This is a genomic window from Neptunomonas sp. ABH4_499 (assembly GCF_056160565.1).
Map to the genome: position 1 here is coordinate 152876 of NZ_JBSWXK010000004.1, position 24079 is coordinate 176954.

A 24079-nucleotide genomic window follows, 5' to 3' on the forward strand; every position below is an offset into this window, starting at 1 on the left:
GTCACTCCTGAAGTATTTTTATCGGATCGCCTTGATAATGCTCAGGCAGATATTTTCGGACCACCTCGCCATCACTGGCCCACCCTTGGCAGGTGTTGATCATGGTCGAGGCGCTCTGTCTAAAGGTGGCTTCATCTTGCAATGTCCATAAGCTTTGGATAGCCGTTGTCGCAAGCACGGGCAGCAGCTCGTTAAGATGGGTGCACCCTAAGCGGCCGCCGGTTCGGCTTTTACACTCTTTAAGCCAACCGGCCGAGATGCGCGTGCCTTTGATCGCCTCATACACATCGGCCACACTGGCGCACATCTTGAACGGCGCAAAGCGTGTGTGGGCTTCGATGTCATGGATCAAAAGCCCCGTATCAATAGTCAAGCGTACGATCATTTCATGAAACGGCTCGCCTGCAGGGATGTACCCCGACTCACGTTCGGGGTGTGGAACCGTTTCGGTCTTAAGGTCCTTAAGATGGGCTTCGATGTCCCAAAGTCCATCTTCTCGTTGATAGCCGCACGACTGGATCTCTCGACGATGGATCAGTTTGCGCGGCACAGCACGGGAGAGCGACATAACGCATCCTCCTTGATTTAGGCCGCCGATGGCGGAGCCTTGTCCGATTGCTCTTTCAACATTCGGCGCAGCACTTTACCCACATTGGATTTTGGTAACTCATCCACGAAGGCCACCTGCTTAGGCACCTTGTAGCTGGTTAAATGGTTTTTGCACCACTTAATGAGATCCCCACCCGTGATGGAGTTGGCTTCTTTGAGCACCACATAGATCTTAGGAATCTCGCCGCACCGCGCATCCGGCACGCCAATCACCGCACACTCACTGACTAACGGATGAGAGGCGACCACATCTTCGATCTCATTGGGGTAGACGTTAAAGCCCGATACGATGATCAAATCTTTGGCCCGATCCACAATGCGGATTCGACCGCTGTCTAGGCGTACGGCGACATCACCGGTCAGCAGATAGCCGTTCTCGGTAAAGCACACTTTCGTTTCCGCCTCGCGCTGCCAATAGCCGGGCATCACCTGTGGGCCTTTGACGCACAGGTCTCCTACCTCGCCATCGGGCAATGGTTCGCCAGCTTTATTAAGGATCTGCACATCGGTTTCAGACAGTGGCCAACCGATGGAGCCAATCTCGCTTTTACCCGGCGGGTTGATCGCCACGGCCGGTGACGCTTCGGTAAGGCCATAGCCTTCCAGGATCTCGCAGCCTGTGATCTTTTGCCACTGCTCAGCGGCGGCATGGGTCAGTGGCATCCCGCCTGAGATGGTGACTCTTAGGCGGCTAAAATCGAGTTCACTGAAACCTGCATGATTACACAAGGCCACAAACAAGGTATTGAGCCCCGTAAAGGTGGTCGGCTGCCAATGCTTAAGCTCTTTAACAAACCCATCGATGTCACGAGGGTTTGCAATCAGCACACTGTGACCGCCCTCCTCCATGATCACCAATGAAATGGTGAACGCATAGATGTGATACAAGGGCAAAGGCGCAATGGTGGTTTGCTGCCAGTTTTGCCCGGCGCGCCGAATCAGATCATGCCCTTGCAACACGTTGGATACCAAGTTGCCATGGGTCAGCATCGCGCCTTTAGAGAGCCCTGTAGTGCCACCGGTGTATTGAAGTGCCGCCAAGTCCGAGGTTTTGATCGGTACCAGCGCGGGCTCCTCACCAAGGTATCGATGAAACGCATCCAAAAGCGGTTTGGCGTCGGGCAGGTGGTATTCCGGCTCCATCTTTTTGAGGTATTTCACTGCACAGTTCAGCAGCGTGCGTTTGAACACACCGTGCATATCGCCGATTTGAGTGACCCACAGGTGCTTGATGCGAGTTTGATCTAAGATCTTTTCCGCGTTGTGCGCCATGCTGGCATGTATGACCAGAGCTTTAGCGCCGGAGTCTTTAAATTGGTGCGCCATTTCACGCGGGGTATAAAGAGGGTTTGTATTCACAATCACAAGACCCGCCTTTAGCGCCCCAAACACCACCACAGGGTACTGGACCAAGTTAGGGAGCTGGATGGCGATACGGTCACCCGGTACAAGGTCCGTGTCTTTTTGCAGGTACACGGCAAACGCATCGGAGAGTTGATCCAGCTCCGCAAAGCTGATGGTACGACCAAATCCACTGAACGCGGGTTTGTCTTGGTATTGACGACAAGCATCCCGAAGCAGATCCACTAGGTTTTGATAGCCTTTGGGATTCAATGACTCCGGAATCCAAGATCCACGAGCATGATCCATACTAGCTCCTACTCTTTGTTCTTATAATGCAGGATAGGCGCTCTTAGAGCGCTGTGCCGTTATACGGCTACGCTGTTCTTGTTGATAAGTGTAGCGTGTTTTCGTTTACCCGACCGGAAACAGGGCGGTCAAACGGGTGGCCAACATGATGTCGCCGTCCGCTTTAATCTGCCCCATCATGAAAGCTTGCATACCATCGGCTTCACCGTTCATGACATCTTGCAGCGTCTCGCTGTCCATCGTTAGCGTAACGGATGGGTCATCATGATCACCATGACCTACCTCACATGCGCCATCGCTAATCGCCACATAATGATTGTCGGCATCGGTCACATTGAATTGAAACACCGCATCAACACCGCTGGCCGCTTGTGCATCAAATCGATCGTTTAATGCGTTAAAGAGTGCTGTCATATCAGCCATGATCCTCTCCTTTATTGTTATTGTGATCATCACGGGATCTTTTCAGATCCCGCGCGTTGGGTAAATACAGGGATTTACCACTGGAACTCGTCTTCCGCCATTGCCATCAGGTTATCCACACCCGAAAGCATCACGCCCACATGGGTTCGGGTTCTGGGCAACAGACGTTGATAATAGAAGGTCGCGGTCTTGAGTTTGGCTTCATAGAACCCGTTTTCACTGGTGCCTTCGGCCAACACCGCTTGTGACTTAGCCGCCATACGCGCCCAGAAATAAGCTAACGCGACATAGCCGGAATACATCAGGTAATCCACCGCCGCACCGCCAACCTCATCGCGATTTTGCATCGCTTTCATGCCGACTTTCATCGTGATCTCTCCCCACTCTTTATTGAGCTCACTGAGTGCGGTGATAAACGGAGCCATCTCGGCGTTACCTTCGTGCTCTTTACAGAACTTATGAATGATTTTGGTAAAGCGTTTCAGTACCTCGCCTTGGCTCATCAAGACCTTGCGGCCTAACAGGTCAAGCGCTTGGATCTGAGTCGTACCTTCATAAAGCATCGCGATGCGGGCATCCCGAACGTTCTGCTCCATGCCCCACTCGGCGATGTACCCATGCCCGCCAAACACTTGTAAACCATGGTTGGCCGATTCAAAGCCGGTTTCCGTTAAGAAGGCTTTCGCAATCGGTGTCAGTAAGGCCAGTAGGTCATTGGCTTCTTGCTGGGCATCGCCACTGCCGGACTTGGTAATGTCCACCAGCAAGGCACAGTAATAGATCAGTGCTCGGCCGCCCTCAGCAAAGGCTTTTTGGGTCAGCAGCATGTTGCGCACAGCCGGGTGCACTATGATGGTGTCTGCGGGTTGATCCGGCTCTGCCGGGCCATTGAGTGCACGCATCTGACGGCGATCTTTCGCGTACGCTAACGAGTTCTGAAAGCCCCATTCAGTGTGCGCCAAACCTTGAAGCGCCGTGCCCAAACGCGCTGTGTTCATGAAGGTGAACATGCAGTTAAGGCCTTTGTTGGGCGGGCCAATCAGGTAGCCTTTGGCACCATCAAAGTTCATCACGCAGGTCGCATTGCCGTGAATCCCCATTTTATGTTCGATGGAGCCACACTCAACGGCATTGCGCTCGCCAATACCCGCACCCTCGCCATCACCGTCTGACATAAACTTAGGCACGATAAAGAGGGAGATCCCCTTGGTACCAGCGGGTGCATCAGGTAGACGGGCCAACACAATGTGGACGATGTTATCGGCCATGTCGTGCTCACCGGCCGAGATAAAAATCTTGGTGCCCGTGATGGCATAACTGCCATCGGCGTTGGGCTCAGCCTTAGTGCGCAAAAGGCCCAAGTCCGTGCCGCATTGTGGCTCAGTGAGACACATGGTGCCGGTCCACTCACCGGACACCAATTTGGTTAAGTAAGTGGATTTTTGATCATCGGTGCCGTGGGCGTGCAGCGTGTTCATCGCACCGTGTGAAAGGCCCGGGTACATGCTCCACGACCAGTTAGCCGTACCGATCATCTCGCTGATGATGGTCCCAAGTGATTCCGGTAACCCCTGCCCACCAAATTCAACGTCATGTGCCAGCGATGGCCAGCCGCCTTCGACGTAGCTTTGGTACGCTTCTTTGAAACCTTCTGGGGTAATAACCTTACCCGCTTCAAAGCGACAACCTTGCTGATCACCGACCGCATTCAAAGGAGCAAGCTCGCGCTCTGCAAAACGTGCGCCCTCTTCTAAAATGGCTGAAACCATATCTTCGGTGGCCTCTTCGGCACCGGGTAAGCTTGCGTAGTGAGATGGCGCGTCCAGTAACTCATTTAGGACAAACTGCATATCTCGTAGTGGCGCTTTATACTCAGACATAGACAACCTCTTTTCTTCTTATTAGCCCAACGGTTTTGACCTAGCTTGATTAAAAAAGCATCAGGCATCGTTTCAGTAAGAATGAACCACCGAGCATTCTCTACCAATGGCAAAAGCCGCCAACTTATCTGACATTATGCGCCATCTCGATCAAAGCCCCTGATCCTGTGGGCTATAGATGAATCCACCTAAATAAAAGAGTGACAAAAACCTTCACCGCGATTGTAAGAAAAGCGCATTCTTAACCTTATATGAAAATATCGCCATGTCACATTTGTGTCATATACACCTGTTTTAATTCTGCTCCGTAAACGTGCGCAGACAAGGAGCGCACACCGTGTCATGGAAGGCCTGTACAACACGATAAGGCAAAGCCCCATCGTGCGTTGAAATCGATCAGGATGATGTGAACAACCCTTTCGTTATTCCTGGTGTAAGGCAGTGGCAGTATGAGCCCAATCAACGATTTTCAATTACTTACCGGTATTCATCACTACGCCCTCGCGCAAAAAGGCACTCTGGTGCAATACGAGTGGCCAGAGCCCGATCACGCGACGCTGGAAAAGTCCGTACCGGCCGTTCATCAAATGTTGGAAGCCCAACAAGATTCCCATCGAAACGAGGTCATTCTTGAAATTTCGGATCGTAAGATCATTGGCTTTCGCCTCGATACCGACACCCTCTTTCTGTTGATGGCCGAAGCACACATCAACATTGGTTTGGTACGCGTGGCGATGAAGGGTTTGCAGCGCGGCTTGATCACCTTAGCGGCGCAACTAGCGCATCGCCAGCCTGCCAACGCCGAGCCATCTGTGCGCCGAGAACCTACGACACCACGCATCGAGCAGGTTGAGCCTGCAAAAGCCGCGCTGTCTTCCGATGCCCTAGACAGCATCGTAAACGCCTTAACCGAACAAGTTGGGCCTGCGGCCAAAATCGTGTTTAAGCGTGAATATCAAATCTGGTCGTCTGAGGGGCAGCAAGACCACGACCGACTACCCATCCTTCTGGAGCGCATCGGTACGTTCATCGAGAACCCAACCAAGAAATCCGCGTTCTTTAACAGCACCCGTCATATTTAACTTCAGCATCCGATCGTAAGGAGAGACGTATGCGATCCATTAAAGGCCGCATTGAGCGCGCCCTCATGCTTGTCGCCATTGTTCCTGTTGTCCTGTTAAGCGCCTATGCGTACTTAACCGCCGAAAACATTCTGGAAACCTCTGGCCAGCAAAACACCCATTCTCAGATGTCCTTGATGGCCACCCGCTTTCAGGACACCTTAAAACCGGTCAAAGGGGATCTCTATTACCTACGGGACTCCAATTCTCTGTTTGAATACGGTCGCGCTTTGGTGATCAACGACGAGAAACAACTGGAGCTTCAAGGCCGTTACATTGCACGTGATTTTCTGAGCATCGTGAACAATCGAAAACTCTATAACCAGATCGCCTTGATCGATGCCAAAGGCAACGAGCGAATTCGCGTTGAGCATAACGAGCAAGAGGGCAGCAGCCGTATTGTCCAGCCAGAGCTTCTGGCCAACCGAAATACCAGCCCGCACTTTCAGGCCACTAAGCGCTTAGCTTTTAATGAAACCTACACCTCTGAGATGGATCTGACCCGTGAGCAAGGCGTGCTCGAAGAGCCCATCCGCCCGACCGTGCGCTTTGCCACGCCGCTGTTCGCCGTGGGCGAACGTTTTGTGGGTGTGTTGATGATCAGTGTGGATGCCAATGCACTGTTGGCGATTGTGAACGAGCGCAACAGCCAAGGTGATACGCAGTTTACGCTGTTAAGCCCAAGTGGGTTCTATTTAGCGGGTGCGGATACCGATCAATTGTGGGGCAGTGTTCACGATTTAGGCCACGGCGCGAACTACTTTTCGGAGCACGAAGAGCGTAAAACCTGGGTGCAGAGTAACAATGAGCTTGCCAGTGAACTGACGGACGAGTCGATCCTAACTCGAGCACGTGTGTACGCCGACCATGAACACCAAGCACTGCTTGGGTATTTGCTGGCCGATACCCCGAACACCACCGCCTACGCGTTGCTGTTCCAGTACCGTTACGCCTTCTTGGCCTTTATTGTGATTGCGGCCATCGTCGCCTTTTTCTACGCACGCTACTTGGCGAAAACGATGACCGCGCCGCTTCGTGCACTGACCAAAGCGGCCGATGAACTCAGTCACGGCGAGGTCGATACCCCAATCGAAATCAAAACCAATGACGAGATTCAAACCCTAGCTGAATCCTTTGAGCGTCTTCGTGAATCATTAAAGCTAATGATGAAGCTGTAACGGTCGATATAGCCTTTAGAATTAAACGTTTGCCTGAACAAAAAGCCCCGCACTCTCTAAGAGGGCCGGGGCTTTTTTTTAGATGTCGATCTGTTTATTCGACTTCGGGCGGGTCGGCGGGTGGCTCCGGTGGTTTGCCCTCTGGCAACTCAACCGGTTTACCGGACAACTCACGTGACCAGACCTGCATCTGCTCGTGGATGGAGCGCACCTTGTCATAGGTGAACAGATCCGCACGTAGGCGTTTATCCATCATCTCCGCCATCGGCAACAAACCTTTGTTCATCGTGGTGGACATATCCACCAACTGCGCCACAACGCGTTGGCCCACATCGGCATCTTGGCCGCCCATCGCTTTAATGCGTTGGAAGTCCTCTTTGATCTTCTCCCATCGGGTTTGATCATCGCCCTCAAGCGCGCCACGAAGTTCGGCCAGTTTTAGCAGGTTCGCTTCCGCCCCTGTGGTTAACAGCTGGGCTTCACCTACATAGTGGTCTGCAATCATCTGCTGCATTTCATCATCGTTCATGACCGCCGAAATTTTCTCGGTCATCTTGTTCATGTTTCGATAACTGCCCTGCAGCTTAAACGCAGGCTCTGTGCGGTATTGATCATCTTGCGCGGCCGAGGCGATGTACTGCTGATTCACTCGCAGCACCACGGATTGGACCATCAACATCTTTTTCAGGATATCGGTGATCTCGTTAACTTCGGCACCGCTGTAAGCGTAGGAAAGCTCAGTGGCGGCAACCGGCTTGCCTTTGGCCATATCCACAAAACGATACACATCGTTCATATCGCGGGTCGCAAGCGGCGCTAACACTTGATTGGACGTTAGAGCGTTCTCGATGTAACTGAGCGCAAAGACCTCGTCCATGCCACCCAAGATATCACCCAAGTTATAAATGTCCGCACGGTTGGCAAGCATGTCCGGAATCTTAAACACCTCGCCCGATTCGGTGTAGGGGTTACCGGCCATCACGACACAGAACTTACGCCCACGCATGTCGTAGGTTTTCGTTTGGCCTTTCCAGACACCTTCAATTCGACGAGTACCGTCACACAAGGAGATAAACTTCTGCAGGAACTCAGGATGAGTGTGCTGAATGTCATCCAGATACAGCATCACATTAGAACCCATCTCAAGGCCCAAATTCAGCTTAATCAACTCCTGACGTGCCGTCGCATTCGGTGCTTGCTCAGGGTCTAGGGACAACACATCGTGTCCAAGGGATGGACAGTTGATCTTCATGAACACCAAACCTAATCGGTTAGCGACATACTCCATCAGGGTCGTTTTACCGTAACCCGGTGGCGAGATCATCATCAAAAGACCCATCAGGTCGCTTCGCTTTGAGTCCCCTACTGTACCCATCTGCTTTGCTAAGTTATCCCCGATGATCGGCAAGTAAGACTCGTTGATCAGTCGGTTACGTACGAACGAGCTGAGCGGACGCGCTTTAAACTCTTCCAAACGAAGACGTGTCTTCTGATCGGCGATGATTCTTTGGCGCACTTCCTGAAGGGTATGAAAACCCACCACCGTTTCGTGCGTATGCGCGCGAAGACGCATTAAAAACTCATCAAGCGCAACACTCAAAGACTGGTTTTCTAAGCGGCGATGATCCCCCAAGAGACCATCGACTTTAAAGTCGATGTTGATGCTAACAAAGCGGCGATCTAAGCGTGCTTCGACCACCAGCATCGCGACCGCCTCAGGAATGTAGCGTACAAACTGAGACAAGCCTTTTTGGGAAGTCAGCGCCAATAACCAAGCCTGGGCAATCTGCCAGCGCTCGCATGGTCGGCCTTTGAGCTTATCCAAAGCTTGCTCAAACTGCTGCCAGGCTTCGGTGGTCATCGCGCGTTTAAACTCGTCAACCAGTGCAGTGCCCAGCTCCGAGCCGATAAACTCCAGTCGGTCACGACCCAACTCTGCCACCAAATAAGCAGCGGCCTCTTTTAGCGTAATCGCCGAGACGTTTAACTGGTACTGATCGTTAAAGCGAACCAAAAGGGTACGCACTTCTTGGCGCAATAGCTCAACGGCCTCCTGGCTCGCGAACAGATGCGCCATCTGATAGGCCGAGCGCGCGCGATCATGCCAGCTGATCGCTGTGGTTTGTTCTGCTTTGGTGATCGTCTGTCCACTTTGGCTGTATGCCCAAAACAGTTGCGCGATACCACGGCTGTAAGGGTCATAACTGAGCAGATCCGCCTGCTGATAGACCGGCAACAGCTGAGTTAAAATCTTAGTGGCATCGTGATCATGAATACCTTTTTGATACCCTTCACGGTAGCGCGGCGTTGCAAACTCACTGACCAAGGCCGACAGACGCGTAGGGTCTGGCAAGGCTTGGTGAAGGCGGTCCATCGACAGGCCTTCTTTTTGCTGCTCTGACAACGACAGGATTTGATACGCCAAATACTCACCGCGGTACACCGAATCGCTCTCGGACTCGATGTTTAAATCCCAATAGGGCTTCAGCGCATCCAGCTCTTCATCGTGTAAGGTTTCAAAGAAATCGGTACCTGTAAGGTGGATCGCCATCGCGCCATCACGCTGCAAAAGTGTCAGGTCCATCTCCTGCGTATTCACCGAGAAGCGATGACGAGGCCCAAGTTTGATGACTTGTCCACCGGCTTCGAAGATGTCCTTCTTATCGCGCAACGAGCGTAGCGCTTGCTCTTTAATGCCTTTAAAGCGGGCATCAATATCATCGGCCTTGATGGCTTGATCAAGATCACGCAACTGATCCAGCTGGTCCTTGATCTTTAAGACCAGCGCATCGGATGCAAAGTAGGTGTTTAGCTCATCACTATCGGTCATTTTATTGGCGCGTTTCTCAATGGTCGACAACATGCGCTTGGCCGAATCCATCAAGGTTTGCACGCGCTTCTGACGCTGATCAAGCAGGCTTTGCTTGTGCTGTTCAAACGACTCATAGACCTCTTCACGCTTGTCCATGATGTCGTTTAAGAACTGATCAAACTCACTGTATTGGCTTTCCAGCTCTTCTAACTGAGCCAATAAGCGCGACAGTTGCTCTTCACATTTTTCTGGGGTTGTGGAAAGACTCAGCGCATTGGCGATGCTTTGCGAGAACAGCTTAAACTGCGCCGAAAACTGCGCGACCGCCTCAGTCGAACCGATGCTTTTCTCTTTGTGATGCGTGGTCGCTTTAAGCTGGTTGACTCGGCTGTACACTGACGAAATAGAATCGATGATACGGGTGCGTACCAGCGGGTCTTCAATGTCCAGTGTGCCCATCAATTCGGACAATAAATCCAACCCTTGTGCCACTTGATCAAGCGACTCCACCAACGGCTTTAGTCCTTGGCTGGTGGCCGCATGCTCAATCTCTTTCTCAAGCTCGGTGAGTTTGGACTCGTAAGGGTCAAAGGCGTGTTCATCGCTTAAGAAGGAAACAGTACGCTCAGAGAGTTCGCTCTCTTCTTTATCCAACTCTTTGGAGAGCTGATCGAGGCGCGCCAGATCCATGTAACGATAGTCACGGATGGTCATCAAGCGACCGCGATGACGACGAATCTGACCTAAGGCATCCACATACGCATCGATCGCTTCCCAGTGCTCAGAGCGGATCTTTTGAACCAGATCTTTCTGTTCAGTTTCAGCTTCTTTGAGTGCTTGTTCGGTCTGTTGACGGATGCTTTGGACTTTCTCGAATTCATCGATCACCAGCTCAGACGTCGATGCAATCTGACGAATCAGCTCGGCGATGTCCGAGGTTTCGCCCTGACTTAACCAATAATAATTATCAAACAGCTTTTGCGCGGACTGAACTAACTCGTTGTACAGCCTAGATGAGACGCTTTGCTGCTCGATTCGGCGACAGATTGAATATAAATCGGAAATACCACGAACCAGCTCGGCATTACCGATACGGCCATAAAAGCTGTTCTTCGCTGGGACTTGGCTGGCAAATTCGGAGCTAAAATATGGCGTTTTCCAAATTTGCATCGGGTGTGTTCGGGTCGGTTCGCCCTCGGCCGTAAAGATGGTCAATCGGCCATCCGCCGCCAATGCATAACCATGACCCAAGATCGGGTTCTGCAAAGTCTTATTAATCAGGTTATACGCAAACAGCCCAACCACGCCATCGTGCGGCTCATAAAACACGTACAATACATCTTCGCCATTTGGCGAGCGAAGTACCCGTTTAAAGCGGAAACCGGAGACGGTTTCATCAAACGCTTTGTATTCACCGGTTTGAAGGTAATAACCACCCGGGAAGATAACACCGTGGTCTTCCGGCAGTTGTACACAGGACTGACCTAACGCATCCACTCGCAAAACCGACTGAGTGGATGGGTTAAAAATAAAATAGCGGATCGTTTCTTCACGGTAAGGTCGAATGCGAAGCAGAATAAGATCGCCTACTTCGGCGTAGGCAATTTGAGCATCATCAAGCGATTGGGTCGGATCATCGACCGGCTCTTGATAGATCCCCAAGCCATCTTCGGTGTTGTTTTCAAGCTTTACGGTTAAGTTACCGTTGATGGTTTCTACGAATACGCGATCGCGAATATTCACATGCGGGTGACGACCATTAACGATCTCTTCACGGCCTGTCTCGACCCATTCAAAATCGTAACGTGGCGGTAATTTAATATCCCGCTCACCACGGTTATCAATGTACTCGACTTTTTTACCATCGGGCGAGAGCGACCAGCGGAATACGCGGATATCATCGATCCGTTCTCCGATTTGGAAGCCAGCCAACAGCTTATCGTGCGTAACGCTCAACTGCACAAGACGCGTGTCTTTGTAGTAGCGATACAGCTCATCAAAGTCGTTTACAAAGCTTGGGTGCGATAGGAAGGTGCTTTCAGCGGCCACCTCTTTGCACTCAACGTTATCGCCCTCTTGCTCTAAGGTAAATAACGCGAACACATCCTCAACGCGGGTCTCTTTTTTAAGACCAATAAACACGTTGTAGCCCAGCAAAAGGTATGGACCCACCTGAACAATATCGCGGGCAATACAGTTATTTTCGGTCCGAAAACGCACACGGCTCTGCACGCTCATTTCGGAGCTTCCGAACTCATTGAGTCGTTCGGAGTTCAGCTTCGAAACCGCCGTTTCAAGTTTAGTGCCCTGTTCGGTTAATCGCTTGCGGATAACCTCGTAGGCGCCGCCTTCGGCGACTGCTTTATCAACGACCTGATCTTCACTGTTATCGGTGTGCGCTTGTTCCACCATGATCCATCCTTGCTATGACTAACGTGGCGCTTCTTACAGAAGAAAAAGAAGGGAAGCCCAAGCTTCCCTTAAAAGAACCTGACGTAAAATCAGGCGTCGGTTTTCTCAGGTGTTTTATCGGTCATCGCCTTGTTGATCAAAGCGCTTACCAAATTACTCTTACCTGCTAAACCATCGATGGCTTTACCGATCGACAGAGATTTCGCAAAGTTATCGAAGAAGTGATCTTCACCACCGACGATATCAATCTTCGCTTTCTGCAGAGCAGCGGCCAGAACTTCCGCGTTCTCTTTCGCAATGTCCTTACCGGCTTCGATCGATGCCAGCGCTTCTTTAAGCGCAGTCTCAAGACCCATACGGAACTCTTCGTGCTCACGTGCCTGCTCGCTCATAGAGTTCATCGCTTCGAACTTATCAACTAAGCCCTCAGCCTCGGCTTTGAAGTGCTCACGAGTAACTTCAGCTTGCGCCAGACCGATCTCACGCTCAGAACGAGCTTCCGCTTCACCCTTCGCCGCAATAACTTCGGCATTCGCCAAGCCTGTACCACGGTGCGCGTCTGCCTCAGCATCACCTTTGGCACGGATAACGTTCGCTTCAGAATCACCCTTCGCTTGGATAACGCTTGCCTCAGCAAGACCGGTTTTTTCCAGGGCGATGGCGTTTGCTTCTTCGATCTTCGCATCGGCAAGACCCGGCGCTGCACGTTCCGCTTGAAGGCCTTCGGCCAACTTCTTCTTAGAGTCGGCTTCTTTGGTCGCCGCTTCTAAGTTCGCTTGTGCCATCGTGGTGATTTCAATCGCTTCATGGCGTGCCGATAGCTCGCGCGCTTCGGCCGCTTTCACTTGGCGGACTTTCTCTTCTTCGGCTTTCGCTTCCGCATCGATGACCATCGTTTGACGCAGGCGATCCGCTTCGGATACTTCACGCACTTCTTTAATGCGCTCTTCTTCCATCGCCACCGTTTTATCTACGGCAATACGCTCACGAATCACATTGGCGATCTCTTTACGTTCGATCTCCAGTGATTTTTCCGCTTCAATGCGCTGCAACTCAACTTCACGCTCACGAGCAACGATTTCAAGCTCTTGAGCTCGAGTCACTTTCTCTTTTTCGATGATAACGGCACGCTGACGGTTTTGTTCCGCCACTTCGATTTCACGCTGCTGATTCTCACGCTGAACCTGAAGTTCCTGCTCAACGGTAATGTGAGTCGTTTCAGCACGTTGACGCTCTTCTTCCTGAACCTTCTTGGTTTCAGCTTGCTCGCGCGCTTGAATCGTAGCGATTTCACGCTCCTGCTTGGCTTCAGCGTCTTTTTCTTGACGCTCAAGTGCCAACATCGCTTCAACGGTTTCAACGTTCTTTTTCTTGATCGCCAGCTCTTCGTCGCGCTCGAATACGTTCGTGCGAATGTTCTGAGCGGCCGTAAGTTCGGTGATCTTACGGATACCTTCGGCATCCAAGATGTTATTAGGATCCAGAGAGCCTTTTGGCGTCTGTTCCAAGTAGTCAATCGCAACGTCTTCCAGAACATAGCCGTTTAGGTCATTACCGATTACTTGGATGATTTTCTCGCGAAACTCTAAGCGGTTTTCAAACAGATTCACGAAATCAATCTGCTTACCAACGGTTTTCAGCGCTTCCGAGAACTTAGCGTTGAACAGTTCATTGACCGCGTTGCGGTCTGATGCACGATTAGCACCGATCGATTTCGCAACTTTCAATACGTCTTCACGGGTTTCGTTAACGCGAAGGTAGAAAGCAACGGTGATATCCGCACGCATGTTGTCCGCACAGATCAAACCGTCTTTACCACGACGATCCACTTCCAATGTGATCAAGGAGATGCGCATCAGCTCCTTTTTGTAGATCACCGGGAAAACCAGCGCACCGGTAAAGTGAACCTTTGGCTTTGAGCTTAAATCGTTGACGATCAAAGCTGTGCCCTGCTCGACCTTAAAGTAAAAGGCCTTAAACATAATGGCTAAAAAGATCAGCGCGCCCACAACAATGATCGCACCGGTCGCTATCGGCATTAAGATAGAGAGGTCTGCCACCTTGAATACTCCATTTCGGGTTGAATAAAAAAGTCCGTTTTCTTAAGCGAAAAATGCTAGATAACTGGCTTTCCTAAAAATTCATCTTCAGAAATTACGCGGTAGATATGTTCACCTTCCACATACTCGATCAACACGACGCGCTGATCACGAAGAAACACTTGGTCATTGATGGAGCGGATTTTAATGATAAGGCCTGCGCCATCATCATTCACAAACGCTTCACCGTAGGTTTGATCGACCTTGCTGGTGCGAACGATCGCCACTTGGCCGATGAGTGATTGGGTTTTGTTTTGGTCCGATGAACGGAAAAAGGGTCGCAAAGGGATGCAGATCAGGGAGGTAAGCCACATCGCCACATACGACCCCACCAGCAAGATGCCAAAACCCACGGGATAGCGCAAAGCCCCATCCACAAGGCCACTTAGGTAGTGAACGCTGTAATACGAGATTAACCAACCGAACAAACTGAAAAAGGTCAGCGTGACCGTTAGGGGGATCTCGCGAAGATTAAAGTGGGTAAACACCCCCGCCATCGCATGGCCTGTGGTGGTTTCCATATCGGGAGTAGCATCGCCAAAATCAAAGCCTTCCAGATCGATCATGCCGAGCATAGCGATCAACCAGAACAAGACACACACCACCAGTAAAAAGGTGAATATCGCGGTAGGGAAAGAGGCAATGTTTTGATAGAAGGGGTTCATATCTTCCATCAATAAAAGAGCAAACATGTCACTTCGTCCGTTAAGTGAAAAATGTAAGAGCATCGAATTGGGAGCTATAGAGCTCTTGCCAAACTCCTTTTGACAGACAACAGTCTCTAAAGCGAGTCGAAAAAATACTCCGATTGACGCTGCAAAACAAGTGAAAATTTTGTGATTTTTAAGACGAAGGGAATGTATACGACATCAGGCACGCATCCTGACGGCCCTCGGGCGTTGTGTAATACCCTTTCCGATGCCCGTCTGTTGTAAATCCATGTGACTGATACAAGCCGATGGCTGCCTGGTTATGCGTGTTCACCTCAAGCAAGATTCGCTCAATTGCAGGCGTTAAGGTGGATGCCCCCCTCAGGAAGGCCGACAATAACTCTCGGCCATACCCCATGCCTTGGTGCTGATTGGCGATGGCGATTTGGTACAGCTCCAGCTCGTCAATAACACCCCCAGATATAACAAAGCCGATCAGTTCCTCCCCCTGGTATAGACCTAGGTTAAGGCGTCGCTGAACCATGTCATCCGCTTGGTTTAGGTGCTCTGAAAGCCTCGATTCAGACCAAGTTTCATAGGGGAAAGCCTCGGATTCAATCTGCAACAAACGCTCTACCGAGTTTGAATCTGGCAAAATTAGCGGCTGACAAACGACCTTCATCACGGAGCAAGCGGTACAAAGGGTTGCAGGTCTTTCCAGACCTCTTTTTTGCATTCCGGAATCGAGAGCATCTCGCTTAAGCTGTGCGTCATTAACACTTTAATGTCGCTGCGGTAATGGAAACTCATCCCGCGAAGCGTATCGAGCCCCTCTTCACGCTGCATCACCATTTGGGAGGCGCTTTCGCCCAATAATAAAACTAGGTTAACCGGGTGTTCGAATAAGAGCTTATCCAATTTATAGCGCACCGCCTCACTGGCAACATTTGGGCCTTGATCAATACGACTGCCCGAGAGCATCGGCCATGGCAGTGAGCTGTGAGGCACCGCTAAGGCTCCTGAGCCACCCATCGCTTTGATCATGTTTTGACATAACTGCTGCTGACGGCTGACCGACATACCCACTGGGCTTTGTGGCGGCATAGAATCCACCACCAAGACTTGCCCAAAGTGGTAAAAGCTTAAACGGAAGTTCGGCGCTTTGGTCGGGTCTTTCCGCGGCGTTACGCCGATATCTGGGACAGGCTCTTCGCTGTGTTCGGCCGCTTTTTCCGCGGGTGCTTTCGCGGCCGGTTTGGCGGCTGGTGCCGCATCCGCTAACGAACCCAGCGCGTCTTTGACGCCTTGTTGCACACGGGCTGCACCACTGACCGCCGAGGTAGGTCGCACGGGCGCTTCGGATATGGGGTGATCAATATCCTCACCCGGTGCGTCTGCGTATCCGAACTCCTCGTCTAGGTGCCCATATAAAAAAGTGTGCACCCAATCTTTGGAGGGCGCAGCCCTCGGCAACGTCGCACGGGGTAGCCATGAGGTAATCCCCATGGCATTTAGGTATTGATGCTGACGTTGCGGGTTCATACTGGGTTAAATTCCGTCGTTTTGTGGGTGGGCTTTTTGTAGGTTAGCCGCCATCAAGTTAAGTGCGTGTACGTAAGCTTTGGCCGAGGCGATGATGATGTCGGTGTCCGCACCGAGCCCATTGACAATACGGCCGCCTTTTTCCAAGCGAACGGTCACCTCACCTTGCGAGTCGGTACCGCTGGTAATGGCGTTAACTGAGTACAACTGCAGGTTCGATTCGGATGCCACAATCGATTCAATCGCTTTTAGCGCCGCATCGACAGGGCCACCGCCTGAGGACTGGGCTTTATGCTCTTCTCCATCCACCATTAAGCTGACCGAAGCGACGGGGGTTTCACCTGTTTGAGAGGTCACCGCCAAGGAGGACAATTTAAACTTCTCGTAGGCTTCTTCAGCACGGGTATCGGAAACCAGCGCCACCAAATCTTCATCAAAGATCTCAAGCTTTTTATCCGCCAGCTCTTTAAAGCGCGCAAATGCGTGGTTTAACTCAGCATCGGAGTTAAACGTGGTGCCAAGCTCCTCTAAACGGGTACGGAACGCATTACGACCGGAAAGCTTACCGAGCACCATGCGGTTGGTGTTCCAACCTACATCCTGCGCGGTCATGATCTCGTAAGTTTCACGGTGTTTTAAGACACCGTCTTGGTGGATGCCCGATTCGTGCGCAAAGGCATTCGCCCCCACAATCGCTTTGTTCGGCTGCACTGGGAAGCCCGTCACACTGGAAACTAAACGCGATGCAGGCACGATCTGTGTGGTATCGATGTTGGTTTCAAGCCCAAAACGATCTTTACGGGTGCGCAGCGCCATGACCACCTCCTCTAAGGAGGCATTACCCGCACGCTCACCCAAGCCATTTACAGTACATTCAATCTGACGTGCACCTGCAGAGACGGCCGCCAACGAGTTGGCCACCGCAAGACCCAAATCGTTGTGACAATGCACCGAGAAAATGGCCTTATCGGAGTTCGGGATGCGTTCGATTAACTGACCGATGGTGTGACCAAACTCTTCGGGAACCGCGTAGCCCACGGTATCTGGGATATTAATCGTCAATGCTCCGGCATCGATTACCGCTTCAATAATGCGGCACATAAAATCCAGCTCAGAGCGGCTGGCGTCTTCCAGCGAAAACTCCACATCCCCTACCAAAGAGCGCGCTCGTTTCACCGCTTTCACCGCGTGTTCAACCACTTGGTCTGGCTGCATCTGCAGTTTGTATTTCATGTGGATTGGTGAGGTCGCGATAAAGGTGTGGATTCGACCGGACGCGGCGTTTTTAAGCGCCTCGCCGGCTCGATCTATATCGGCATTAAGTGCGCGTGAAAGCGAACACACGGTGCTCTCTTTGATCGCATCGGCAATGGTTTTGACCGATTCAAAATCCCCAGGGGAGGCGATGGCAAAGCCGGCCTCGATCACATCCACGCGCATGCGCTCAAGCTGCTTGGCAATGCGGAGTTTCTCATCACGAGTCATCGACGCGCCGGGGCTTTGTTCCCCATCACGCAAGGTGGTATCAAATATAATCACTCGGTCTTGTTGACTCATGATGCTCACTCCCAGGGTGTCTTGTCGTATATGGCTGCGTTGCTTGCGGTCGCAGCGCTTTATAGGTACGGATTGTAGCGGCCTAAAGTGTACAGTATGACGGCGAAATCGTCATTCTGCATGCGTGGGTCAACACGCTGCTGCTTTATTTGCGCATGGCGATTCTTTACTGTTAGGGAGTCACAGAAAAAGGATACGCCATGAGCACGTTCGACTTTGATCATTTGATAGATCGCAGCCAATCCCACAGCGAGAAATGGAGCAAGTACCAAGACTTTCCGATATTGCCTATGTGGGTTGCCGATACCGACTTTGCCTCGCCCCCTTGCGTGATGGAGGCTCTGCATCAACGAATCGATCACAGTGTATTTGGCTACACGCACACGCCCGATGAGCTGGTCGAGGTATTTATAGCGCGCGCAAAACAGCGATACGACTGGTCAGTGACCGCGGAATCTTTAGTGTGGTTACCCGGTTTGGTGTGTGGGTTAAATTTGGCGTGCCGAAGCGTTGGCGAATCCGGCGATCAGGTACTGAGTGCTACCCCCATCTACCCACCCTTTATCAGTGCACCTAAGCTATCCGACCGAGTAGCGGTCAAAGTCCCCATGAAGGAGGTCAACCAGCGTTGGGTGATCGATTTAGAGGGCCTTAAAGCCCAATTGACTGATCGGACTCGTTTAGTGCTGTTTTGTAATCCGCATAACCCTGGCGGCACAGTGTACCGCAAAGAGGAGCTCGACGCCTTGGCGGCCTTTGTGATCGAGCATGACCTTTATATATGCTCGGACGAGATTCACTGCGACCTGATTTTGGAACCGGGCCTTAAACACATCCCAATCGCCTCCCTCTCGGACGAAATCTCCAAGCGCACAATTACTCTGATGGCGCCGAGCAAAACCTTTAACATTGCAGGCTTGGGGTGCTCGGTGGCGATCATCCCCGACCCGACGCTTCGCTCGGCATTTCACCGAGTCCGCCGCGGCATCGTGCCAGATGCGAACCTTCTTGGTTACACGGCCGCACTAGCCGCATACAAAGACGGTGATGATTGGAACCAAGCCCAATGCGCGTACCTAAAAGATAACCGGGATTACCTAATGCAGCGCTTAAATGCTTTGCCTGGCGTTACACTTCGCCCCATCGAAGCGACCTATTTAGCGTGGATCGATTTCTCCGGTACCGATATTCAAGACTTACCTCACACCTTTGAAGACGCGGGTGTGGGGATGTCCCCAGGGCGTGACTTTGGCAATGATCGCTTTATGCGACTTAATTTTGGTTGCCCAAGGTCGCGTCTGGAAGAAGCCGTCGCCCGTATAGAACGCGTATTTACGAAGTAAGGATGCCGCCTCACATGAGCAGCGAACACAGCGCCACCGAACACCTCCATGATACGAATAAGGTTGATGCGATTAAGCCCGATGAAACCAACCCAAATACCAAAATTGATGGTTTTATTACCCAGCTACTAGCGGAGCTTAAAGCCCACCCTTTGCTAAGCGCAGGGTTTGGGCTCTCTGTCTTGGTGATGTTCGTCTTGATGCTCATCGAGTACCAAGCGCTTAGCGGACAAAACACTCAGTTCAATCACGCCATGCTCGGCAGTGCGATCAGCTTTGGTACGACCGCTCTGGGGGCTTTAGGCGCATTAGTGCTTCGGGGGCTCAGCACCAAAACCGAAGACAGCATGTTGGGGTTTGCCGCAGGCATGATGCTGGCTGCGAGCGTGTTTTCGCTGATTTTACCGGCGATGGAAGCCTCCGACACCTTGCTGGGCTCAGATACTTGGACCCCGTTGGTGATCGTTCTCGGCTTAACTTTGGGCGTTTTGTTGATGCTGGGGCTGGACCGCTTTACGCCGCACGCTCACGAGTACAGCGGCACCTTTGGCCCGGGTCGCGACCGCTTAAGTGGCGTTTGGTTATTCACCATGGCAATCACGTTGCACAACTTCCCGGAGGGGATGGCCATTGGGGTAGGCTTTGCCGGTGGTGATGATCCGATTGGCGTGGCCATCACCAGTGCTATTTCGATTCAGAACATTCCAGAGGGTTTGGCCGTTGCGATGGCCCTTCGCTCTGCGGGCATCAAACCCATCTGGGCATTTTTGATGGCGGCCGGTAGCGGGTTGATGGAACCCTTAGGGGCGTTTGTCGGTATTGGCGTGGCCAGCGGTTTGCCGCTTGCTTATTCGATTGGTTTAAGCTTGGCCGCCGGTGCAATGCTGTTTGTGGTCTCCCACGAGGTGATCCCAGAAACGCACCGAAACGGCCATCAAACCCCAGCCACCGTCGGTCTGATGATGGGGTTTGCGCTTATGATGGTTTTGGATACGGCCTTAGGTTAGGCCGACTCACCCCTATCTTGAATCGGCTCTCCGATGACCTGCTCGAAAGGAATCACGCCGGCCCAAACCGGCCAGTCCATATCCTCAGGGTCATCAATCGGTGGGCCTGTTCGCACTTTCGCCGAGACCTGCTCAAGCTCCAGAGCGATCACACCGGTCGCTTTTAGCTCCGTATCGGTGATCGGTCGCACGGTTTTACTGCGCCCTGCCTCGGTTTTTTCCACTAAGGCGTAAAGGGCCTCTTTGGCCTCTTTTGGGTCATCGACCCAGCGCGGCGCACCAAATACCGTGACCGAGCGATAATTCACCGAGTGGTGAAACGCCGAGCGCGCCAACACCAGGCCATCCAAGGTTGCAACATTGATGCACAACTGCCCAGATTCAAAGGCCGCTCGAATTAAGCCATTTTTAGAAGAGCCGTGAATATAGAGGGTATTACCGATTCGCCAGTGCAAGTTCGGTTGCACGACCGGGCGGCCGTCTACAACAGCACCCAGATGACACATCCAAGTGTCGTCCAAAATGCCGTACACCTGCTCTACATCGTATGTAGCTCGTTTGTTGCCCCTTTTCACCTTAGTGTGCGGGTAGGTTTTAAATTGCGCTTCCATGTGAGTGCTCGCTCAGTGTTTCTGTTCATTATGAGTCGTAGCATAGCTAGCATTTGGACTTAACTTTAGATCCACTTTTGATTATTTTATAAGTCCAATTTTTAAGGCTTTATTATGTCGCACCCTCTTGAGCGCCCTGCCGATAAAAGCGCACCGACGGCTAAAAGTAAGCAACGCCACTTGTATGAGCACTATCTATCCGACATACGAAGCGGACGACTGCCGCCTGGCACCCGCCTGCCGAGCTCCCGACAACTGGCCGATCAACTGGGGCTTTCACGCATCACCGTGCAAAGTGTGTACGAAGCTTTAATTGCCGAAGGCTACTTAACCACCCGACAAGGGTCAGGCACCTTTGTGATCTCGCCACCGGGTGGCTTGTTTGTCCCCACTACCTTAGAACCGAGCATCGAAGCACCTGCTCTGCTTGCGGCAGGTCACGCAGGCGAGCGTCCAGAGCGCCTAGACAACGCCTTTCCCAAACGACTGGAGCGGACCAGCAGTCGTTTCTTGCCCGCCAACCCAGACCTTGAGGTCTTTCCTTATACAAAATGGCGCAAGTGCTATCGCGCGGCGTTAAACCAGACCGCGCATTTTCGTTATCCGCCCCTTTCGGGAACGCGTGCACTTCAAGAGCAAATTGCAGAGTATCTAGGCCGTTACCGAGGTGTGGTGTGCAGGCCCGAGCAGGTGATGATCACCACAGGCTCTCAGCAGGCGCTGTATCTGATATTGCAACTGATTGCACACCCCGACTCGTTAATCCTGTTGGAGCCAGCGGGCTTTGCTGGGGTGGATCAGATTTTAGCCTTAAATAAGATGCGCACAGAGGTGGTGGACTTTCACAAAGAGGATCACAGCGCTTGGTCAAGCGAGGCGGACATCGCGATCATTACCCCCTCTCGGAGCTTCCCGCTTGGCGAAACGCTTGGGCTGGATGCACGCAACCAGATCCTTGAGTGGGTAACCCAAGGTTCGCGCCAGCGTTGGATTGTTGAAGATGATTACGACAGCGAGTTTATATTCAGCGGACACGCGATGGCAGCGCTTCAAGGGATGGATCGCCACAAACGGGTCATCTATACCGGGACCTTCTCCCGTACCTTGTTTCCCGGAATTCGACTGGGCTATGCGGTCTTTCCAGATTCATTAATCGAAAGCGCTCTAAAGCTTAAAGCTGTGATGGATGGTGGCATGAACACCTTGGCACAAACCGCCTTAGCGTTGTTTATGGAAGAGGGCCATTACGAGCGCCATTTAAGACGGATGCGCAAGCACTACCAAGCCAAACAAACCCAACTGCACCAAAGTTTAGCCAAGCACCTACCTGAGCTTAAACAGATCCCCAACCAAGGCGGTATGCACGATACATTTTTGATCGACAAGGCACTTGGCTTAACGGACCTTGCCATTGTAGAAGCGGCCAAAGAACATGGCTTTGGCCTTCGAGCACTGTCTACCTATTACCGCACGCCAAACCCACCCAATGGGCTGGTGATCGGCTTTGCAGGGTGCGATAGCGAACAGATTCCTGAAAGCGCGCGTGCACTCAGTGCGCTGATTAGGCATCTGCAAACGCAAACGGAATAACTTCAGCAATGGACTGCGCGTTCAAGGCCAACATCACGAGGCGATCCACCCCCAGCGCCACCCCTGCACACTCAGGCAGCCCAGCCTCAAGTGCAGCGACCAAGCGGTATTCCAGTGGACGCTCGGGCAGGCCAAGCTGGACCCGCGTTGAAAGATCCGCCTCTAAACGCCGTTTTTGTTCAGCCGCATCGGTTAATTCGTGATACCCATTGGCAAGCTCCATTCCGCCGACAAACAGCTCAAAGCGGGCTGCGGCCATCGTGCCTGTGGCGTCGGGGCGCACCTTCGCTAACGCCGACTGACTCGCGGGGTAATCGGTCACAAACACAGGCTCATCAACTAAGGCAGGCTCAACAAAGTGAGACATGATCAGGCTGAGCCAACCGTCACGATCATCATCGTCCATCGCAACGTCCAAGCGCTCAAGTACGTACGCTTTGAGCTTAGTCGTCTCATCTTTAATCGGGTCAAGGCCGGTCTTTTCCTGCATCAAGGTTTGATAGCGCACGCGACGGATAGGGCCAATGGGTAAGACTTTGCGCACCAAGGCCTCCACATCGTCCATCAGGGTCTGATCATCAAACCCTAAGCGATACCACTCCAGCATGGTGAATTCGGGGTTATGAATTCGCCCGCTCTCCCCGTTGCGAAACACTTTTCCCATTTGATAAATGTCACCGCTGCCAGCGGCCAATAAACGTTTCATCGCATACTCTGGCGAGGTTTGCAGGTATAAGCGCTGCTCTTCACCGCCTGCAAAGGGCTGATACACCGTCTCAATCGAATCGATAAAAGGGTCACTCACCGCGCAGTGCGACATCACCGCAGCATCCACTTCAAATACGGCTTGATCGGCAAAATGCTGACGAATAGTGGCTAAAATTTGCGCACGGGCCTTTAGGTTCTTGATCGGCGCTTGGGTTTGCCATGGGCTCATAATGGGTCTCACAACGAAAAACGGCAGCTTGCGCTGCCGTTTGGGAAGTTCGAAATCGAATTAAGCGCGGCTAACGTATTCGCCAGTACGCGTGTCGATTTTCAGTGTTTCGCCTTGTTCGATGAACAAAGGTACACGTACAACCGCACCGGTGCTCATGATGGCTGGTTTAGAACCACCTTGTGCAGTATCGCCTTTAAGGCCTGGGTCCGTCTCAACCACTTCCAGTTCAACAAAGTTAGGCGGCGTTACCGAGATTGGGTTGTCGTTCCACAGGGTGATCAGGCAGCTGTCGTTTTCTTTCAGCCACTTAGCCGAATCACCGATAGCACGGTCGTCTACAGCGTACTGTTCGAATGTGGTTGGCACCATGAAGTGGTACATTTCACCGTCGAAGTACAGGTAATCCATGTCGCGATCCATAACGTCTGCGCCTTCAACCGATTCGTTCGATTTGAAAGTACGCTCCCAGACACGACCGGTCAGCAAGTTACGCAGTTTACAACGGGTAAAAGCCTGACCTTTACCTGGCTTTACGAAGTCCAGATCCAGAATGGCGCAAGGGTCGCCATCAATCATTACTTTTAAGCCATTCTTGAGCTGGTTGGATGAATATGTAGCCATGTTTATCTCGTTTTTGTTCTGCAAACGTATTTGC

Annotated in this window: 18 protein-coding genes; 5 read left to right on the forward strand and 13 right to left on the reverse strand. The window is 52.0% G+C overall.

The features are described from left to right. Nucleotide 1 precedes the first annotated feature (1 nt). The 4 genes from ACXAF9_RS05620 to ACXAF9_RS05635 form a co-directional block, all read right to left on the reverse strand. Entirely contained in the window at nucleotides 2-568 is a 567-nt protein-coding gene (locus ACXAF9_RS05620) for a DUF2889 domain-containing protein (protein ID WP_475071467.1), read from the reverse strand. A 17-nt stretch (nucleotides 569-585) separates the two neighbouring features. Then, entirely contained in the window at nucleotides 586-2259 is a 1674-nt protein-coding gene (locus ACXAF9_RS05625) for an AMP-binding protein (protein ID WP_475071468.1), read from the reverse strand. Nucleotides 2260-2364: 105 nt separating this feature from the next. Then, nucleotides 2365-2682, reverse strand: coding sequence for an SCP2 sterol-binding domain-containing protein (locus ACXAF9_RS05630; RefSeq protein ID WP_475071470.1), 318 nt, complete (start codon nucleotides 2680-2682; stop codon nucleotides 2365-2367). A gap of 74 nt (nucleotides 2683-2756) precedes the next feature. Continuing rightward, complete coding sequence (locus ACXAF9_RS05635) at nucleotides 2757-4562, reverse strand: acyl-CoA dehydrogenase C-terminal domain-containing protein (RefSeq protein ID WP_475071472.1); 1806 nt, start codon at nucleotides 4560-4562, stop codon at nucleotides 2757-2759. 449 nt (nucleotides 4563-5011) lie between these two features. Between ACXAF9_RS05635 and ACXAF9_RS05640 the strand changes: the two genes are divergently transcribed. Beyond that, a complete protein-coding gene (locus tag ACXAF9_RS05640) occupies nucleotides 5012-5644 on the forward strand; it encodes a DUF8082 domain-containing protein (protein WP_475071474.1) in 633 nt (210 codons plus the stop codon). 29 nt (nucleotides 5645-5673) lie between these two features. Further along, nucleotides 5674-6861 (forward strand): HAMP domain-containing protein, encoded by a 1188-nt coding sequence (locus tag ACXAF9_RS05645; RefSeq protein ID WP_475071477.1) that lies wholly within the window; start codon nucleotides 5674-5676, stop codon nucleotides 6859-6861. A 94-nt stretch (nucleotides 6862-6955) separates the two neighbouring features. Here ACXAF9_RS05645 and ACXAF9_RS05650 read toward each other — a convergent pair whose 3' ends face one another. The 6 genes from ACXAF9_RS05650 to ACXAF9_RS05675 all read right to left on the reverse strand — a co-directional run bounded on the left by ACXAF9_RS05650 (nucleotide 6956) and on the right by ACXAF9_RS05675 (nucleotide 17933). After that, nucleotides 6956-12085, reverse strand: a complete 5130-nt coding sequence (locus ACXAF9_RS05650; RefSeq protein WP_475071480.1) for a DNA repair ATPase — start codon at nucleotides 12083-12085, stop codon at nucleotides 6956-6958. A gap of 89 nt (nucleotides 12086-12174) precedes the next feature. Continuing rightward, on the reverse strand, nucleotides 12175-14145 hold the full coding sequence (locus ACXAF9_RS05655; RefSeq protein WP_475071483.1) for a hypothetical protein: 1971 nt from the start codon (nucleotides 14143-14145) through the stop codon (nucleotides 12175-12177). A gap of 56 nt (nucleotides 14146-14201) precedes the next feature. Beyond that, nucleotides 14202-14876, reverse strand: coding sequence for a DUF1449 domain-containing protein (locus ACXAF9_RS05660; protein ID WP_475071487.1), 675 nt, complete (start codon nucleotides 14874-14876; stop codon nucleotides 14202-14204). 151 nt (nucleotides 14877-15027) lie between these two features. Continuing rightward, entirely contained in the window at nucleotides 15028-15489 is a 462-nt protein-coding gene (gene rimI, locus ACXAF9_RS05665) for a ribosomal protein S18-alanine N-acetyltransferase (RefSeq protein ID WP_475071490.1), read from the reverse strand. 26 nt (nucleotides 15490-15515) lie between these two features. Then, complete coding sequence (locus ACXAF9_RS05670; RefSeq protein WP_475071492.1) at nucleotides 15516-16376, reverse strand: uracil-DNA glycosylase family protein; 861 nt, start codon at nucleotides 16374-16376, stop codon at nucleotides 15516-15518. Between the two features lie 6 nt (nucleotides 16377-16382). Beyond that, nucleotides 16383-17933 carry a 2-isopropylmalate synthase gene (locus ACXAF9_RS05675; RefSeq protein WP_475071494.1) on the reverse strand — a complete coding sequence of 517 codons (1551 nt, stop codon included), beginning with the start codon at nucleotides 17931-17933 and terminating at the stop codon, nucleotides 16383-16385. 200 nt (nucleotides 17934-18133) lie between these two features. Here ACXAF9_RS05675 and ACXAF9_RS05680 point away from each other — a divergent pair, with 200 nt between their 5' ends. Both ACXAF9_RS05680 and ACXAF9_RS05685 read left to right on the forward strand, forming a co-directional pair. Continuing rightward, nucleotides 18134-19276 carry a MalY/PatB family protein gene (locus ACXAF9_RS05680; protein WP_475071497.1) on the forward strand — a complete coding sequence of 381 codons (1143 nt, stop codon included), beginning with the start codon at nucleotides 18134-18136 and terminating at the stop codon, nucleotides 19274-19276. A 14-nt stretch (nucleotides 19277-19290) separates the two neighbouring features. Further along, nucleotides 19291-20283 (forward strand): ZIP family metal transporter, encoded by a 993-nt coding sequence (locus ACXAF9_RS05685; protein ID WP_475071500.1) that lies wholly within the window; start codon nucleotides 19291-19293, stop codon nucleotides 20281-20283. Here ACXAF9_RS05685 and ACXAF9_RS05690 read toward each other — a convergent pair. Next, nucleotides 20280-20894, reverse strand: coding sequence for a pyridoxamine 5'-phosphate oxidase family protein (locus ACXAF9_RS05690; protein ID WP_475071502.1), 615 nt, complete (start codon nucleotides 20892-20894; stop codon nucleotides 20280-20282). The two genes, ACXAF9_RS05685 and ACXAF9_RS05690, sit on opposite strands and share 4 nt — an antisense overlap. A 114-nt stretch (nucleotides 20895-21008) precedes the next feature. On the opposite strand from ACXAF9_RS05690, the gene pdxR reads away from it, so the two are divergent. Continuing rightward, nucleotides 21009-22484, forward strand: a complete 1476-nt coding sequence (pdxR, locus tag ACXAF9_RS05695) for a MocR-like pyridoxine biosynthesis transcription factor PdxR (RefSeq protein ID WP_475071504.1) — start codon at nucleotides 21009-21011, stop codon at nucleotides 22482-22484. On the opposite strand, the gene epmA is transcribed toward pdxR, so the two are convergent. Both epmA and efp read right to left on the reverse strand, forming a co-directional pair. Further along, nucleotides 22456-23421, reverse strand: coding sequence for an EF-P lysine aminoacylase EpmA (gene epmA / locus ACXAF9_RS05700; protein WP_475071506.1), 966 nt, complete (start codon nucleotides 23419-23421; stop codon nucleotides 22456-22458). The genes pdxR and epmA overlap by 29 nt on opposite strands. A 60-nt stretch (nucleotides 23422-23481) precedes the next feature. After that, entirely contained in the window at nucleotides 23482-24045 is a 564-nt protein-coding gene (efp, locus tag ACXAF9_RS05705; RefSeq protein WP_475071508.1) for an elongation factor P, read from the reverse strand. Nucleotides 24046-24079 lie beyond the last annotated feature (34 nt).

What these genes read in the sequence shown, in the direction of transcription:
- ACXAF9_RS05620 (WP_475071467.1), bottom strand. Translation starts at nt 568, where the DNA reads ATGTCGCTCTCCCGTGCTGTGCCGCGCAAACTGATCCATCGTCGAGAG.
- ACXAF9_RS05625 (WP_475071468.1), bottom strand. Translation starts at nt 2,259, where the DNA reads ATGGATCATGCTCGTGGATCTTGGATTCCGGAGTCATTGAATCCCAAA.
- ACXAF9_RS05630 (WP_475071470.1), bottom strand. Translation starts at nt 2,682, where the DNA reads ATGGCTGATATGACAGCACTCTTTAACGCATTAAACGATCGATTTGAT.
- ACXAF9_RS05635 (WP_475071472.1), bottom strand. Translation starts at nt 4,562, where the DNA reads ATGTCTGAGTATAAAGCGCCACTACGAGATATGCAGTTTGTCCTAAAT.
- ACXAF9_RS05640 (WP_475071474.1), top strand. Translation starts at nt 5,012, where the DNA reads ATGAGCCCAATCAACGATTTTCAATTACTTACCGGTATTCATCACTAC.
- ACXAF9_RS05645 (WP_475071477.1), top strand. Translation starts at nt 5,674, where the DNA reads ATGCGATCCATTAAAGGCCGCATTGAGCGCGCCCTCATGCTTGTCGCC.
- ACXAF9_RS05650 (WP_475071480.1), bottom strand. Translation starts at nt 12,085, where the DNA reads ATGGTGGAACAAGCGCACACCGATAACAGTGAAGATCAGGTCGTTGAT.
- ACXAF9_RS05660 (WP_475071487.1), bottom strand. Translation starts at nt 14,876, where the DNA reads ATGTTTGCTCTTTTATTGATGGAAGATATGAACCCCTTCTATCAAAAC.
- ACXAF9_RS05670 (WP_475071492.1), bottom strand. Translation starts at nt 16,376, where the DNA reads ATGAACCCGCAACGTCAGCATCAATACCTAAATGCCATGGGGATTACC.
- ACXAF9_RS05675 (WP_475071494.1), bottom strand. Translation starts at nt 17,933, where the DNA reads ATGAGTCAACAAGACCGAGTGATTATATTTGATACCACCTTGCGTGAT.
- ACXAF9_RS05680 (WP_475071497.1), top strand. Translation starts at nt 18,134, where the DNA reads ATGAGCACGTTCGACTTTGATCATTTGATAGATCGCAGCCAATCCCAC.
- ACXAF9_RS05685 (WP_475071500.1), top strand. Translation starts at nt 19,291, where the DNA reads ATGAGCAGCGAACACAGCGCCACCGAACACCTCCATGATACGAATAAG.
- ACXAF9_RS05690 (WP_475071502.1), bottom strand. Translation starts at nt 20,894, where the DNA reads ATGGAAGCGCAATTTAAAACCTACCCGCACACTAAGGTGAAAAGGGGC.
- pdxR (WP_475071504.1), top strand. Translation starts at nt 21,009, where the DNA reads ATGTCGCACCCTCTTGAGCGCCCTGCCGATAAAAGCGCACCGACGGCT.
- epmA (WP_475071506.1), bottom strand. Translation starts at nt 23,421, where the DNA reads ATGAGCCCATGGCAAACCCAAGCGCCGATCAAGAACCTAAAGGCCCGT.
- efp (WP_475071508.1), bottom strand. Translation starts at nt 24,045, where the DNA reads ATGGCTACATATTCATCCAACCAGCTCAAGAATGGCTTAAAAGTAATG.